Genomic DNA, 14,382 nt, shown 5'->3' with positions numbered 1-14,382 from the left:
CTGCCGCGCCGCCGTTTCGCGGCCGCGCGTGCGGCCGCTCCGCGCATTTCGCTGATCATTCCGATCATGCTCGATCGGTGCGCGCGATGTTCCGTGCCGCCCTCGACATCCATTTTCGATCGCACGGCTCACGGTGCATGCCTTCCCGACGCGGATTCTGTCGTCGAGACACGGCCGGCGCGTGCGATGTCTCGCGCCACCCTCGACGTCCATTCTCGACCGCACGGCTCACGGCGCATGCCTTCCCGACGCGGATTCTGTCGTCGGGACACGGCCGGCGCGTGCGATGTCTCGCGCCACCCTCGGCAGCCATCATCGTCCGCACGGCTCGCGGCGCAAGACGTCCCGACGCAGACTCCGTTGTCGCGACATGGCCGGCAGCCCCGTCATCCGTCACCCACGGATGAATTGCCGATTTGTGCTCACCGGCCCATTTCGGCGCCGGTAGGCTGGCCCGACCTTCGACGCGTTCGGCCGCCGGCCGCTCCCATCATGCCGACCTCATCCGCTTCCGCCGACCACGAAGCCGCCGACTGGCACCGCGCGCTGCGCGCGTGCGTGGACGCGTTCGACGCGTTTGCGAGCCCGTCCGCGACCGTGTTCTACCGGCTCGACCTGAGCGGCGAGCCGGCCGATTTCGAGCTGTTCGGGATGCCGGAGGCGATGCATCGCACCTACATCGCGCGCTACCGGATGCTCGATCCGCTGCATCCGTCGCGCTGCGCGGCAGGCGAACGTGCGGTCGTGACGCTCGCGTCCCAATTGCCTGACGAAAGACGCGATGCGTCCGCGTACTGGACCCGTTTCCTGCGGCGGCACGATGTGGCCGACGTCGTCGAGATCTGGCTGCGCGACGACGCGGGCCGCACGGTCGGCGCGTTTTCGCTGCTGCGCTTCGGGACGGGCGACGCGGACGGCAACCGCACGGCGGGCCGGTTCGCACCGGGCGAGATCGACGCGCTGGCACGGCTTCAGCCGGTCGCCGAAGCCGCGCTGGCCCCGCTGCTGCGCGCGCGGCGCGGGATTCACCGGATCGGCTGCGAGGAGCGGTTGACCTACCGCGAGGAGCAGATCGCCCGACTCGTACGCGACGGCCGCTCGAACAAGGAAATCGCACGCGATCTCGCGCTCGGCCAGCCGACCATCAAGACACATCTGATGCGCATGTACCGGAAGCTCGGCGTGTCGAACCGCACCGAGCTGGTCGGCGCGTTGTTCCTGTAGCTACATTCCCGGGTCACCCGCGTTCCGGTCCCGCACGCGCTTGCCAATTTGCGCTCACCGGGCGCGATCCCCCGTCGATACAGTGATTCGACACCCGCATGCCGAAGCGCACGCGGCCCAGTCATGACAATCATCGAGACGCCCATGAGCACCACGAACTTCGTCGCGGTCAGCGACACCGTGCGCACCTTCGTCGCACGCGACTTCGGCCTTTTCATCGACGGCGCCATGCAGCGCGCGCACTCGCCCGCGCGGCTCGACGTGTACGACCCGGCGACGGGCGAGCGGCTCGCGACGGTCGCGGATGCCGACGCGCACGACGTCGACCGCGCGGTCGCGAGCGCGAAGCAGGCATTCGACACCCGCGTGTGGAGCGGGCTGCGCCCGGCGGACCGCGAGCGCATCCTGCTGAAGCTCGCCGACCTGATCGAGGCCGACGCCGAAACGCTCGCGCAGCTCGAAACGCTGAACCAGGGCAAGTCGATCCACGTGTCGCGCGCGATCGAGGTCGGCGCGAGCGTCGAATACGTACGCTACATGGCCGGCTGGGCGACCAAGATCACCGGCCAGACGCTCGACGTGTCGATCCCGTTCCCGCCCGGCGCGCGCTATACGGCCTATACGCGCAAGGAGCCGGTCGGCGTGGTCGCGGCGATCGTGCCGTGGAATTTCCCGCTGATGATCGCGGTGTGGAAGCTGATTCCGGCGCTCGCGGCCGGCTGCACGATCGTGCTGAAGCCGTCGCCGGAAACGCCGCTCACCGCGCTGCGCCTGGCCGAACTCGCCCTTGACGCCGGCGTGCCGCCTGGCGTGTTCAACGTCGTCACCGGCGGCCGCACGTGCGGCGCCGCGCTGTCGAGCCACCCGTCGATCGCGAAGATCTCGTTCACGGGTTCGACCGCGACCGGCAAGCTGGTCGGCGCGGCGGCCGTGCAGAACATGACGCGCTTCTCGCTCGAGCTCGGCGGCAAGAACCCGATCGTGATGCTCGACGACGTCGACGTCGCGCAGGCGCTCGACGGCGTCGCCGCCGGCGCGTTCTTCAACCAGGGACAGGTGTGCGCGGCCGCGTCGCGCATTTACGTACATCGCAGCAAATTCGCGCAGCTCGCGGACGGCCTCGCGGGCGTCGCGCAGTCGATGAAGCTCGGCGCGGGCCTCGATACCACCGCGCAGATCAACCCGCTCGTTTCCGCGCACCATCGCGACAAGGTCGTCGAGCACATCGAAGGCGCGCGCCGCGCGGGCCTCACGTTCCTCGCGGGCGGCGCGCCGGCCGACGATCTGCCCGGCTACTACGTGAAGCCGGCCGTGATCGCCGATCCGCATCCGGACAGCGCGATCGTGCGCGACGAAGTGTTCGGCCCGGTGATCGTCGTCGTGCCGTTCGACGATGCGGCCGACGCGGTGCGTCTCGCGAACGCGTCGCCGTACGGCCTCGCCGCGAGCATCTGGAGCAACGACCTGAAGCGCGTGATGAACCTCGTGCCGCAGATCGAGGCCGGCACCGTGTGGGTGAACTGTCACATTCCGCTCGACCCGTCGATGCCGTTCGGCGGCTACAAGCAATCGGGCATCGGCCGCGAGTTCGGCCAGTACGCGATCGAAGGCTTCACCGAGACCAAATCCGTCTGCATCGCGCACTGACGCGCGGCGCCTGCTCCGAACCCCACGAACCCCGCTAACACCCCGAAAACCTCGCACCTCGACCCCGGACGGTCGAGGTTCAAACGATCCGAAAGTGGAGATTGCAATGAGCTACAACGAAGCGAAGTTCTGGCACCCGATGCTGCACCCGAACGAAATGAAACAGCGCAAGCCGATCCGCATCGTGCGCGGCGACGGCTGCTACGTGTTCGACGAAACCGGCAAGCAGCTGGTCGACGGCGTCGCGGGCCTGTGGAACGTAAACGTCGGGCACAACCGCCAGGAAGTGAAGGATGCGATCGTGCGTCAGCTCGACGAACTCGAATACTTCCAGCTGTTCGACGGCATCTCGCATCCGCGCGCGGAGGAGCTGTCGAAGAAGCTGATCGACATGATGGAGCCGGAAGGGATGCGCCGCGTGCTGTACAGCTCGGGCGGCTCGGACTCGATCGAGACCGCGCTGAAGATTGCGCGCCAGTACTGGAAGGTGCGCGGCCAGGCCGACCGCACCAAGTTCATCTCGCTGAAGCAGGGCTATCACGGCACGCACTTCGGCGGCGCGTCGGTGAACGGCAACACGGTGTTCCGCCGCAATTACGAGCCGAACCTGCCCGGCTGCTTTCACGTCGAGACGCCGTGGCTGTACCGCAACCCGTTCACGCAGGATCCGGAGGAACTCGGCCGGATCTGCGCGGAAATGCTGGAGCGCGAGATCCAGTTCCAGAGCCCCGACACGGTCGCCGCGTTCATCGCCGAGCCGATCCAGGGCGCGGGCGGCGTGATCGTGCCGCCGGCCAACTACTGGCCGCTCGTGCGCGAGGTGTGCGACCGCTACGGCGTGCTGCTGATCGCCGACGAAGTCGTGACCGGCTTCGGCCGCAGCGGCAGCCTGTTCGGCAGCCGCGGCTGGGGCGTGCGCCCGGACATCATGTGTCTCGCGAAGGGAATCTCGTCCGGCTACGTGCCGCTCGGCGCGACGGCCGTAAACGCGCGGATCGAGGACGCGTTCGCCGCGAATGCGGACTTCGGCGGCGCGATCATGCACGGCTACACGTACGCAGGGCACCCGGTCGCCTGCGCGGCCGCGATCGCGAGCCTCGACATCGTGGTGAAGGAAGACCTGCCGGCGAACGCGGCGAAGCAGGGCGCGTATCTGCTCGAAGCGCTGCAGTCGTTCCCGGAACGCTTCGCGGCGGTCGGCGAGGTGCGCGGCAAGGGGCTGATGCTCGCGCTCGATCTCGTCGCGAACAAGCAGACCCGCGAGCCGATCGACCCGCTGTCCGGCTATGCGAACGCGGTCGCGGAAGTGGCGCGCGAGCACGGCGTGCTGGTGCGGCCGGTCGGCACGAAGATCATCCTGTCGCCGCCGCTCGTGATCCAGCGCGAGCAGCTCGACCGGATCGTCGACGCGCTCGCGGCCGGTTTCGAGGCCGTGCCGTTCGCGTGAGGCCGTGACGGCATGAGCGCGTGACGCCGAACCGGCGGTGGAGGGCGGGATAACCCGCTCGCCACCGCCGGTTTGCCGATTTGCGCTATGACCGGATTATTTTGCCTGCGTATTTTTTCGACATCGGATCACGATTGGATCGACAGGGGCCCGGGTGCCGGCGCTTAGGCGCCGCCCTGGGCCGACCGCGAAGCATGGCTCGGAGCGGGCGCCACAGCGCCGGTTCCGGCCCGAAAAGGGAAGGAGACGAAGATGTCGGGATGGTCTGGAATGACCGGCGCAACGGGCGATACGCCCGCCGGTGCGTCGGCTGAAGCGGGCGGCGGCACGGTGCTGAAGGCCGGTGCGGTCGGGTTTCCGACCGCGCTGGCGAGCGCCGTCGGCCTCATCATGGCGAGCCCGGTGATTCTCACCGCGACCTCGGGCTTCGGGATGGGCGGCTGGGCATTCGCGGTCGCGATGATCATCGCGTTCGTGATGATGCAGGCGCAGGCGACGACGTTCTCCGAAGCCGCCGCGATGCTGCCGACGGCCGGCTCGGTTTACGATTACCTGTCGTGCGGGCTCGGCCGCTTCTGGGCGATCACCGGCACGATTTCCGCGTATTTCCTCGTGCACGTGTTCGCCGGCACGGCGGAGACGATCCTGAGCGGCATCATGGCGCTCGTGAACTTCGAATCGCTGAACGCCGCGTTCGAGAAGCACAACAGCTCGTGGCTCGTCGGCGTCGGCCTCGTGGTCACGTTCGCGATCACCAACATCATCGGCATCAAGGTGTTCAGCAAGCTCGAGATCGTGCTGACGGCCGGCATGTGGCTGTCGCTGATGATCTTCGGCATCCTCGGCCTCGCGGCCGCGCCGGCCGTGCATCTCGACGGCTGGTTCGGCGGCTCGGAAGTCGGCACGTCGGTGCCGGCCGTGCTGTCGCTGGTCGGGATGGCGATGTTCATGTTCGTCGGCTGCGAGTTCGTCACGCCGCTCGCGCCGGAAATGAAGGCGCCGGGCCGCACGATTCCGCGCGCGATGGCGCTCGGCCTCGTCGGCGTCGCGATCTGCATGTTCCTGTACGGCGCGGCGATCCGCCGCCAGGTCGCGAACGTGCCGGTGAGCCCGGACGGCCTCACGCACCTGCTCGACACGCCGGGCGCGATTCCCGCGTTCGCGCTGCAGGTGCTCGGGCCCTTCGGCCGCATCTGGTTCGGCATCGCGTTCCTGTGCGCGGGCGCCGCGACGATCAACACGCTGATGGCCGGGCTGCCGCGCATCCTGTACGGGATGGCGATCGACGGCGCGCTGCCGCGCTGCTTCGCGTATCTGCATCCGCGCTTCAAGACGCCGGTGGTCGGCATCGTCGCGGCGGCGGTCGTGCCGATCTTCCATGCGTGGCTGATCAACGGCAATCTCGACAGCATCCTGCATCTCGTGCTCGCCGCGACCTGCGCATGGGGCACCGCATACCTGCTCGTGACCGCGTCGGTCGTGATGCTGCGCATCCGCCGCCCGGACCTGCCGCGCCCGTACCGTTCGCCGCTGTTTCCGCTGCCGCAGATCGTGTCGAGCGTCGGCATCGTGCTCGCGATCTGGTACATCACGCCGCCCGGCATGAACGCGCGCGACATCTACGTGCCGTTCGGCGTGATGCTCGGGCTCACCGCGCTGTACGCGCTGTTCTGGACGCTCGTCGTGCAGCGCCGGCATCCGTTCAGGCCGGTGCCGGTCGAGGAAGTGCTGCGCAACGAGCACGTCGCATCGTGAGGGCCGTGCTCGCCCGCTGGCGCGCGGCGCCCGACGCGCCGCCGCCCGGCCACCGGCCCGGCGCGATCGCCGCACGCGTGCTCGTCGACCTCGGTGCGGTGCGCGACGCGAACGGCGGCGCTGCCGAAATCCTGGCCCGGCTGCCGAACGGCGTGCGCGTGAGCATCGAAGAACACGTCGACCGCCAGTTCCTGATGCATACGGTCAGCGTGCAGGTGTCGATCAGCGCGGACGGCCCGGCCGCGCAGGGCCTTGCACGCGTGCTGCAGACCGGCTGGCTGCGGCGCACCGGCATCGTGGCCGCGCCCGAGCCGGGAAGCGACCCCGGATTCGCGCGGACGGTGGCCGCACTCGCCGCGCAGCCGTCGGTCGCCGACGCGCTGCGCCCGCTGCACCTGACCGACTGCACGATCGCCGCGCGCGACGGCCGCTGGACGCTCGCCGTCGTGCCGTTCGGCGGCAGCGAGGTCGTGAACCGGATGCCGTCGTTTCGCCGCTACGTGCGCGTGACCGGCGAGCAGGCCGCCGCGTTGTCGGCGGCCTGTCTTGCATTCGAAACTGCACTGCGCGGAATTTTGCGGGGGTAAGCTGTGGCGCTGCGCGCCGTGCGGCCGCAGCGTGGAATCAGGGTTTTACCGGAGATGCCGATGCTGTTCCAGTCACGCTCACACGAAGACGTGCATGACCACGGGCTCGCGATCGCTGGTTGGCATCAGGTCTACCGCCAGATGACGCCGGGCCGCTTCAGGGGCACCGTCACGCAGGTGCTGTACGACGACTTCCATTTCTTCCGCGAGACGACCAACCGGCGTGTCGCGCAAACCGGCCTCGCACCGGCCGGGCGCACGTCGCTCGCGGTGCCGCTGTCGGTGCCGCTCGCCGGCACGTTCCAGAGCCAGCCGGTCGACGGCTATGCGCTGCTCGCGCTGCGCGCCGGCGAGGATTTCGAATTCCATACGCCGGAAGGGATGGGACTGGTCGGGATCAGCGCGGCGTCGGACATGGTCGACGAGCTCTGTGAGGCCGAATTCGGCGCGGCCGGCGCGCGCAAGCTGCGGCACGTCACGCGGCTGTCGGAAGCGCAAGGCGTCGCGCTCGGCGCGCGGCTGTCGTCGCTGATCGACGACGCGCAGCGCAACCCCGGCTGCCTCGAATACGCGGCCACCCGCAAGATGTTCCGCGACACGATGCTCGGCATGTTCCTCGATGCGCTCGAGCAGGGCATCGGCGTCGAGCGCCGCGACATCACGCACGCCACCTACAGCGATATCGTCAGCCGTTGCGAGAAACACCTGCGCGACCGGCCCGAGGAACCCGTCACCGTGCTCGAACTGTGCCGCGCGCTGCGCTGCAGCCGCCGCACGCTGCAGACGAGCTTCCAGCGCGTCGCCGACGTCACGCCCGTCGGCTATCTGCGCACGATCCGGCTGAACGCGGTGCGGCGCCTGCTGCGCACGACGTCCGCGCATCAGCTGGGCGTCGGCGAGGCCGCAGCAAGCTGGGGCTTCACGCATCTCGGCTATTTCGCGCGCGAGTATCGCGACCTGTTCGGCGAGCTGCCGTCGCAAACCTTGCGCCCCGAATGACGTCTTCGCACCGCGACGGTGCCGCCGGGCGTCGTCGCGTGCCGCCCGTTCCGTTCGCTTCACCATTTGCTGATTTGGGATAGGGGTCCCGAATTTTCGCTGGATAGAGTCCTGTCACCGATATCGACAACATCGTCGGTTTGCACTGCGAATCGATGACAACAGAGGGACGGGACATGAAGATCGGACGAAGACTGGCCGCGGCCGCGGCCACGCTGGGTTGCATGCACGCGCACGCGCAGACCTCCGGCAGCGTGACGCTGTACGGCACCGTGGACACCGGCATCATCTATTCGACGAACCAGCAGTTCACGCGCGCCGACGGCAGCACGGGCGGCGGCCATGCATGGCAGATGGGCGGCGGCAACCTCGTGCCGTCCCGCTTCGGATTTCAGGGTGCCGAGCCGCTCGGCGGCGGGCTCGACGCGGTGTTTTCGCTCGAGCAGCAGTTCCTGTCCGCGAACGGGCAGGCGCTGCAGGGCGGCACCGCGTTCAGCCGGCAGGCGTGGGTCGGGCTGCGCCAGGATGCGATTGGCACGCTCGGCCTCGGCCGGCAATACGACTCGTACACGGACATGCTCGGCGCCTATGTATCGAGCAACAACTGGGCGACGCCGTACGGCTCGCACCTCGGCGACGTCGACAACCTGAACGCCGCGTTCAACTTCAACAACGCGGTGAAGTTCACCAGCGCGGATTTCAACGGCCTGACGTTTGGCGGCACGTTCAGCTTCGGCGGCCAGGCCGGCGACTTTTCCGCGAAGCGCGGCTATGCGGTCGCCGCGACCTACACGCGTGCGCCGGTCGCGTTCTCGGTCGGCTATCTCGACCTGCACCAGCCGCTCGACGCGGCGCTCGGCGGCGCGAGCGGCTACATCGGCGACTTCGCGTGCAGCAACCCGGGCGCGATGTACTGCCTGCTGCAGGACGCCGGCTCGATGCGCGCGTTCGGCGCGGGCGGCTCGGTGACGCTCGGCGCGGCGACGGTCGCGCTGACCTACACGCACACGCGCCTCGGCGACAGCCGCTATTTCTCGACCGGCGCGCAGCCGCGCACGCAGGCCTTCACGTTCGACATCGGCGAGCTGAACGTCACGTACATGTTCACGCCCGCGCTGCAGGGCGGCGTCGCGTACATATTCAACGCCGCGCACACGGACGGCCGCGGCACGACGCGCTTTCACCAGGTCAACGTCGGCACGAACTACAGCCTGTCGAAGCGCACCGCGCTGTATGCGGTCGCGATCGGCCAGATCGCGAGCGGCACGGGGCTCGGCACCGACGCGAACGGCAATGCGGTGAACTACGCGCAGATTCCGGTGCTCGCGAACAGCAATTCGAGCCGGCAGCTCGCGGTGATGGCCGGGATTCGCGTGAACTTCTGACGGTACGCACCCGGTGGCACGGGCGGCGGGCGGGGCGGGCGGCCGCACCGTCGGCCGCTTTCGCCGCGTGCCACAAATTCTTAACGATCGACGTGAACAATGGCGTTCGCTTCAGGCCGCCCGAAGCGTCGCCCGCGTTGCACACGTGTGCAACGCCCGGCGGCCCGCCACCACGCCGATCGAGAGAGACCACATGACCCTGCTGAGCCGCCTGCGCGCGCTGTCCGCCGCCGTTGCGCTGTCCCTTGCCGCCTCGCACGCCTTCGCGGCGGACCTCGTCATCGCGGGCCGCGACGACATCTACGGCAAGGGGCTGGCCGACGCCGTCGCCGGCTTCACCAAGCTGCATCCGGGCACCGACATCGAGTTGCTCAAGCTGCCGAACGCGAACCTGTACCAGAAGCTGAAGCTGTCGATGCGCGAAGGCACCGGCACGTACGACCTCGTGATGATGGACGATACGTGGGCGCCCGAATTCATCGGCAACGGCTGGCTGAAGCCGCTGCCGGCCGCGCTCGCCGACGCCGATCTCGTGCCGTCGGCGGTCGCACTCGGCCGCAACGCGGCGGGCGCGCTGTACGCGCTGCCGATCGTCGGCAACGTCGAGATGTTCGCGTACCGGAAAGATCTGCTCGCGAAGTATCAGTTGCAGCCGCCGCGCAACTGGGACGACGTGCTGAAGATCGCGCAGACCATCGGCGGCGCGGACAAGAGCGTGTCGGGCGTCGTGTTCCGCGGCACCAAGGGCAACCCGGTCGTGACGGGCTTCCTGCCGATCCTGTGGGCCTACGGCGGCGACGTGTTCGACCGTGCCGGCAACGTGACGATCGATTCGCGCGAGTCGCAGGCCGCGCTGAAGACTTTCCTTGCGCTGAAGACCGCCGCGCCGAAGGACGTCGACGTGTACGGCGCCGCCGAGGTGCGCGACGCACTGCAGCGCGGCACGGCTGCGCAGTCGATCGAGGTGTGGCCGGCGTGGATCCCGGCGCTCGACGATCCGAAGCAGTCGCGCGTGGTCGGGCAGATCGCGCTGCAGCCGCCGCCCGGGCAGACGGCCGGCCCGGCACCGATGCTCGGCATCTGGCAGATGGGCATTCCGAAGGATGCGCCGCACGCGAAGCTCGCGCAGGATTTCCTCGCCTACCTGAGCTCGCGCGACACGCAAACGCGCCTCGCCGGGATCGGCATTCCGCCGACGCGCCGCAGCGTGTTCGCCGATCCGGCGCTGGTGCGCCAGTATCGCTGGTACCCCGATCAACTGAAGGCGCTCGAGGCCGGCCGTGCGCGGCCGCGCGTGAAGGACTGGCAGCAGGTCGAGAGCATTCTCGGCGACCAGCTGCAGCTCGCGCTGACCGGGCAGGCCGCCCCCGACGCCGCGCTGCGCCAGGCGCAGCAGAAGATCGCGCAGGCGATGGCCGCGGCCGGCAAGTGACGGCACGCCGCCACGCATCGTCCGGAAACCGCGCATGAAAGCCCTCGGCCGCAGCCTGCCGTTCGTCGCGCTGCTCGGGCCCGCGCTGCTGGTGCTGGCCGCGCTCGCGCTGTACCCGGTCGCGCAGGTGCTGATCGACTCGTTTTGCCAGGTCGACTATGCGGCCGGCCGGCGCGCGTTCATCGGGCTCGCGAATTATCGCGCGGTGCTCGGCGACGACGCGTTCGCCGCCGGCTTCGGCAACACGCTGCGCTTCACGATCGCGGCATCGCTCGTCGAGGTCGCGCTCGGCTTCGGTCTCGCGCTGCTGTTCGTGCGCGCGTTTCCGGGGCGGCGCATTGCGCTGCCGCTCGCGATCCTGCCGATGATGCTGTCGACGCTCGTGTGTTCGGCGATCTGGCGCAACTGGCTCAATTTCGACGGCTTCCTGAACGCGCTGCTCGCCGCGTTCGGCGTCGAAGGCGTGCGCTGGCTGTCCGATCCGCATCTTGCGTTGTGGTCGCTCGCGCTCGTCGACGTGTGGCAGTGGACGCCGATGGCGTTCCTGATCGTGCTTGCCGGGCTGCAATCGATCCCGCAGGAACTGTACGAAGCCGCGCGCACCGACGGCGCGAGCGAATGGCAGTGCCTGCGCGACATCACGCTGCCGCTCGCGGCGCCGCAGATCGGCCTCGCGCTGCTGCTGCGCTCGATCGACACGTTCAAGCTGTTCGACAAGGTCTATGCGCTGACGGGCGGCGGCCCCGGCAACGCGACGCAGACGCTGTCGACCTACATCTACGACACGGGCTTCCGCTTCTTCAACGTCGGACCGGCGAGTGCCGCGTCGGTGCTGATGCTCGCGGCGTCCGCACTGCTCGTTTCGGGGTACGTATGGCAGACGGTTCGCAAGCGGCGCGCATGACGGCGCGATCCGCGTACCTCGCGCATGCGCGAACGGAGGCCGTATTCGGTCGCGCTGTGCCGTGGGCGCTGCGCACCGTCGCGCTCGCGCTGTTGCTGCTGCCATGTCTGTGGATGGCCGGCGCGGCATTCATGCCGACGCTCGAGCGCCTCGACCATCCGCTGCGGATCTGGCCGGCTGCACCGACGTTCGAGCATTTCGCGTCGGTGTGGTCGAACGGTATCGGCGCGCCGCTCGCCAATTCGCTGCTGGTCGGCTTCGGCACGACGCTGCTCGCGCTGACGCTCGCGTTTCCGGCCGCATACGCGCTCGTGCGGCTGCGGTTTCCGGCGCGGCTGGATGTGCTGTTCCTGATGCTCGTGCTGGCCTTGAAGCTGATGCCGCCGATCACGATCGCGGTGCCGCTGTTCGCGCTCGCGAAGCGGTTGCATCTGCTCGATTCGACGCTCGGGCTGATGCTTGCTTACCAGATCTACGCGCTGCCGATGGCGATCTGGATGCTGCTCGCGTTCGTGCGCGACGTGCCCGTCGAATACGAGGAGGCCGCATGCATCGACGGCGCGGGGCTCGCGCGGCGGCTCGTGCAGATCGTGCTGCCGCTGTGCGCGCCGGGGCTGATCGCGACCGCGATCTTCGTGTTCATCGCCGCATGGAACGAGTTCCTGATCGCGCTGCTGTTCGTGTCGACGCCGAGCCGCTTCACGCTGCCGCTCGCGATTGCCGGCTACGTGACGGAGAACGGCATCGACTGGGGCGACCTGATGAGCGCGGGGCTGCTGGCGTCGCTGCCGACCCTTGCGGTAGCCGGCTACGTGCAGCGCTACCTGCTGCGCGGCTTCGCCGGCGGGCTGAAGTGACGCGACGCGTTACGCGCAGCTATGCCGCACAACGTGCGTAACCGGCACGACGCGCATGCGCGACGCGCCGTCGAAGGTCTGGATCCGGTCGGCGAGCAGGTCGACGGCCGCGTGCGCGAGGCCTTGCGTGTCCTGGCGCAGCGTCGAGAGCCGATAGGCGTCGTATGCGGCGGCGGGGATGTCGTCGAAGCCGATCACGCGCAGGTCGTCGGGCACGCGCAAGCCGAATGCGTCGCGCGCGGCGTCGATCATGCCGAGCGCGAGCAGGTCGGACGAGCAGAACACACCGTCCGGGCGCTCGCCGGCGGCGAACAATTGCCGCGCGGCATCGATGCCGCACGCGTGCGTGTCGGAGCGCGTATCGATCACGCGGACGAGCGCCGCATCGTACGCGTCGCCGCGTTGCAGCGCCTGCTCGAAGGCGTCCGCGCGCGCGTGTGCGCTGTAGCTCGCGGTGCGCGGCCCGACGAACGCGAGCCGGCGCGCGCCGGCCCGCACGAGCCGCTGCGCGGCATGGGCGGCGCCGGCCGCGTTGTCGCTGACGACGACGTCCGCGCCCGGCAGGTTTGCTTCGCGGTTGATCATCACGACGGGAATCCGGTGGTCGAGATACTGTCGTGCGACCGACAGCGGCGGCGAAGCGGACGTCATCACCAGGCCCGCGATCCGGTAGCTGAGCAGCCGCTCCAGCGATTGCCGGACCTGATGCGGATCATCCGCATTGGTCACGAGCGGCGTGAACGCGCGCTGCCCGAGCGCGGCCATCAGGTCCGACAGCAGCCGCGCGCGGAACGGATTCTCGAACCCGGCCGTCACGACGCCGATCATGCTGCTGCGCTGCGTGATCATGTCGCGCGCGATCAGGTTGACCTGGTAGCCGAGCGCACGCGCGGCCACCATCACGCGTTCGCGCGTCTCGGGCGCGATGCTCGCCGTCGGCGAGAACGCGCGCGACACCGCGGAGCGCGACACGCCGGCCCGCACGGCGACATCCGATGCGGTTACCCACATCTTTCTTTCCTTGTCAGTCATCGATTCATGATTCCTTCGCGACACGAAGCCTCCACGCCGCTGGCCGACTGGATGTCGGCGCTCGACGACGCGCGGCCGCTGCATACGCTGACCCTACCGGGCAGCCATGACACCTGTGCGTATACGGTCGACGATCCGCTCGTGCGCACGCAGCGTGCGCCGCTCGATGCGCAACTCGTGCACGGCGTGCGGCTGCTCGACATTCGCTGCCGGCACCGGGGCGATACGTTCGACATCCACCACGGCGGGATCGCGCTCGGCCTGTCGTTCGACGACGTGCTCGCGGACTGCACGCGCTTTCTCGATGCGCATCCGCGCGAATGCATCGTGATGTCGGTGAAGGACGAATGGCCCGCGCATGCGTGCACGCGCGGCTTCGACGCGACGTTCGATGCGCATTGCGCGCGGCATCCGCGGCTGCGCTGGCATACGGGCGGCGCGCTGCCGGCGCTCGGCGACGTGCGCGGCGCGGTGGTGCTGTTGCGGCGGTTCCGCAGCAGCCGGCCGCTGGGCATCGACCTGACCGCGTGGCCCGACAATGCGACGTTTACGGTCGATCATCCGGATGCGGCGTTCGTGATCCAGGATGAATACCGTGTGCCTGTCGCCGGGTCGATCCACTACAAGTGGCGTGTGATCGATGCGCTGCTGACCGGCATGCCGTCGCCGGAGAGCGGGCGCTGGGCGATCAATTTCTGCAGCGGCACGGGAATGGGCGCGAATCCGTCGGTGGTCGCGCGCGGCGACGGCAGGGTGGTCGGGATTCAGGCGCGGCTCGCGGCGCGGTTGCGCGAAGCGCGCGGGCCGTGCGGCGCGATGCTGCTCGACTTCTGCGATGACGATGACTGGGCGCTGGTGCGGGCGTTGGTTGAGTGTAATGAGGATGTGCCTGGGGCGGGTGGCAGGCGCAGGTCGGTGGGCTGTTAGTGCGGGTTCGCATTGAACTTTGAGCGCGCGAGGCGCGTTTGTCACACTCTTTGACAAATCACCTGGCCGCTGACGGACGTGCATGCAAACGACGGAGCGTGTGGCGTCGAGGGAATCGAGCAGTTGGAGCGGGATGCGGACGGATTGGAAGTCTCTAACGGGGCAGTCTGCGCATGGCGTCATCGC

The 14,382-nt window shown here is 68.9% G+C and carries 12 protein-coding genes; 11 read left to right on the top strand and 1 reads right to left on the bottom strand.

All coding sequences use genetic code 11. The features are described from left to right. The first annotated feature begins 492 nt into the window (after positions 1–492). The 10 genes from U4Y91_RS06505 (at position 493) to U4Y91_RS06460 (ending at position 12,237) form a co-directional block, all read left to right on the top strand. Positions 493–1,224, top strand: a complete 732-nt coding sequence (locus U4Y91_RS06505; protein ID WP_321804210.1) for a helix-turn-helix transcriptional regulator — start codon at positions 493–495, stop codon at positions 1,222–1,224. Between the two features lie 144 nt (positions 1,225–1,368). Next, positions 1,369–2,871 (top strand): aldehyde dehydrogenase family protein, encoded by a 1,503-nt coding sequence (locus U4Y91_RS06500; protein ID WP_321804208.1) that lies wholly within the window; start codon positions 1,369–1,371, stop codon positions 2,869–2,871. A gap of 106 nt (positions 2,872–2,977) precedes the next feature. Next, a complete protein-coding gene (locus U4Y91_RS06495) occupies positions 2,978–4,318 on the top strand; it encodes an aspartate aminotransferase family protein (RefSeq protein ID WP_321804207.1) in 1,341 nt (446 codons plus the stop codon). 252 nt (positions 4,319–4,570) lie between these two features. After that, positions 4,571–6,073, top strand: a complete 1,503-nt coding sequence (locus tag U4Y91_RS06490; protein ID WP_321804206.1) for an APC family permease — start codon at positions 4,571–4,573, stop codon at positions 6,071–6,073. Further along, entirely contained in the window at positions 6,070–6,660 is a 591-nt protein-coding gene (locus U4Y91_RS06485) for a DUF3156 family protein (protein ID WP_321804204.1), read from the top strand. The genes U4Y91_RS06490 and U4Y91_RS06485 overlap by 4 nt, the downstream gene beginning before the upstream one ends. Positions 6,661–6,720: 60 nt before the next feature. Further along, the gene (locus tag U4Y91_RS06480; RefSeq protein ID WP_321804202.1) at positions 6,721–7,659 is read left to right on the top strand and encodes a helix-turn-helix domain-containing protein; all 939 of its coding nucleotides are present in this window, start codon (positions 6,721–6,723) and stop codon (positions 7,657–7,659) included. A 176-nt stretch (positions 7,660–7,835) separates the two neighbouring features. Further along, the gene (locus U4Y91_RS06475) at positions 7,836–9,044 is read left to right on the top strand and encodes a porin (protein ID WP_044846675.1); all 1,209 of its coding nucleotides are present in this window, start codon (positions 7,836–7,838) and stop codon (positions 9,042–9,044) included. A 193-nt stretch (positions 9,045–9,237) separates the two neighbouring features. Beyond that, positions 9,238–10,476 (top strand): ABC transporter substrate-binding protein, encoded by a 1,239-nt coding sequence (locus U4Y91_RS06470; RefSeq protein WP_124489043.1) that lies wholly within the window; start codon positions 9,238–9,240, stop codon positions 10,474–10,476. Positions 10,477–10,510: 34 nt separating this feature from the next. Continuing rightward, positions 10,511–11,380: a carbohydrate ABC transporter permease gene (locus U4Y91_RS06465; RefSeq protein WP_257769422.1), complete on the top strand. Its 870-nt coding sequence runs from the start codon at positions 10,511–10,513 to the stop codon at positions 11,378–11,380. Then, on the top strand, positions 11,377–12,237 hold the full coding sequence (locus U4Y91_RS06460; protein WP_321804200.1) for a carbohydrate ABC transporter permease: 861 nt from the start codon (positions 11,377–11,379) through the stop codon (positions 12,235–12,237). The genes U4Y91_RS06465 and U4Y91_RS06460 overlap by 4 nt, the downstream gene beginning before the upstream one ends. Positions 12,238–12,246: 9 nt before the next feature. Here U4Y91_RS06460 and U4Y91_RS06455 read toward each other — a convergent pair whose 3' ends face one another. Beyond that, positions 12,247–13,269 (bottom strand): LacI family DNA-binding transcriptional regulator, encoded by a 1,023-nt coding sequence (locus tag U4Y91_RS06455; RefSeq protein ID WP_321804198.1) that lies wholly within the window; start codon positions 13,267–13,269, stop codon positions 12,247–12,249. A gap of 6 nt (positions 13,270–13,275) precedes the next feature. Here U4Y91_RS06455 and U4Y91_RS06450 point away from each other — a divergent pair, with 6 nt between their 5' ends. Continuing rightward, positions 13,276–14,196 carry a phosphatidylinositol-specific phospholipase C gene (locus U4Y91_RS06450; RefSeq protein ID WP_321804196.1) on the top strand — a complete coding sequence of 307 codons (921 nt, stop codon included), beginning with the start codon at positions 13,276–13,278 and terminating at the stop codon, positions 14,194–14,196. Positions 14,197–14,382: the final 186 nt, after the last annotated feature.

Source organism: Burkholderia sp. BCC1993, assembly GCF_905339865.1.
Lineage (GTDB): Bacteria > Pseudomonadota > Gammaproteobacteria > Burkholderiales > Burkholderiaceae > Burkholderia.
The sequence above is the reverse complement of the archived record's forward strand: the minus strand, read 5'-3'. Positions and strand labels throughout refer to the sequence as shown.

Coding starts and splice junctions, on each gene's coding strand:
- U4Y91_RS06505 (WP_321804210.1), top strand. CDS start 493: ATGCCGACCTCATCCGCTTCCGCCGACCACGAAGCCGCCGACTGGCAC.
- U4Y91_RS06500 (WP_321804208.1), top strand. CDS start 1,369: ATGAGCACCACGAACTTCGTCGCGGTCAGCGACACCGTGCGCACCTTC.
- U4Y91_RS06495 (WP_321804207.1), top strand. CDS start 2,978: ATGAGCTACAACGAAGCGAAGTTCTGGCACCCGATGCTGCACCCGAAC.
- U4Y91_RS06490 (WP_321804206.1), top strand. CDS start 4,571: ATGTCGGGATGGTCTGGAATGACCGGCGCAACGGGCGATACGCCCGCC.
- U4Y91_RS06480 (WP_321804202.1), top strand. CDS start 6,721: ATGCTGTTCCAGTCACGCTCACACGAAGACGTGCATGACCACGGGCTC.
- U4Y91_RS06475 (WP_044846675.1), top strand. CDS start 7,836: ATGAAGATCGGACGAAGACTGGCCGCGGCCGCGGCCACGCTGGGTTGC.
- U4Y91_RS06470 (WP_124489043.1), top strand. CDS start 9,238: ATGACCCTGCTGAGCCGCCTGCGCGCGCTGTCCGCCGCCGTTGCGCTG.
- U4Y91_RS06465 (WP_257769422.1), top strand. CDS start 10,511: ATGAAAGCCCTCGGCCGCAGCCTGCCGTTCGTCGCGCTGCTCGGGCCC.
- U4Y91_RS06460 (WP_321804200.1), top strand. CDS start 11,377: ATGACGGCGCGATCCGCGTACCTCGCGCATGCGCGAACGGAGGCCGTA.
- U4Y91_RS06455 (WP_321804198.1), bottom strand. CDS start 13,269: ATGACTGACAAGGAAAGAAAGATGTGGGTAACCGCATCGGATGTCGCC.
- U4Y91_RS06450 (WP_321804196.1), top strand. CDS start 13,276: ATGATTCCTTCGCGACACGAAGCCTCCACGCCGCTGGCCGACTGGATG.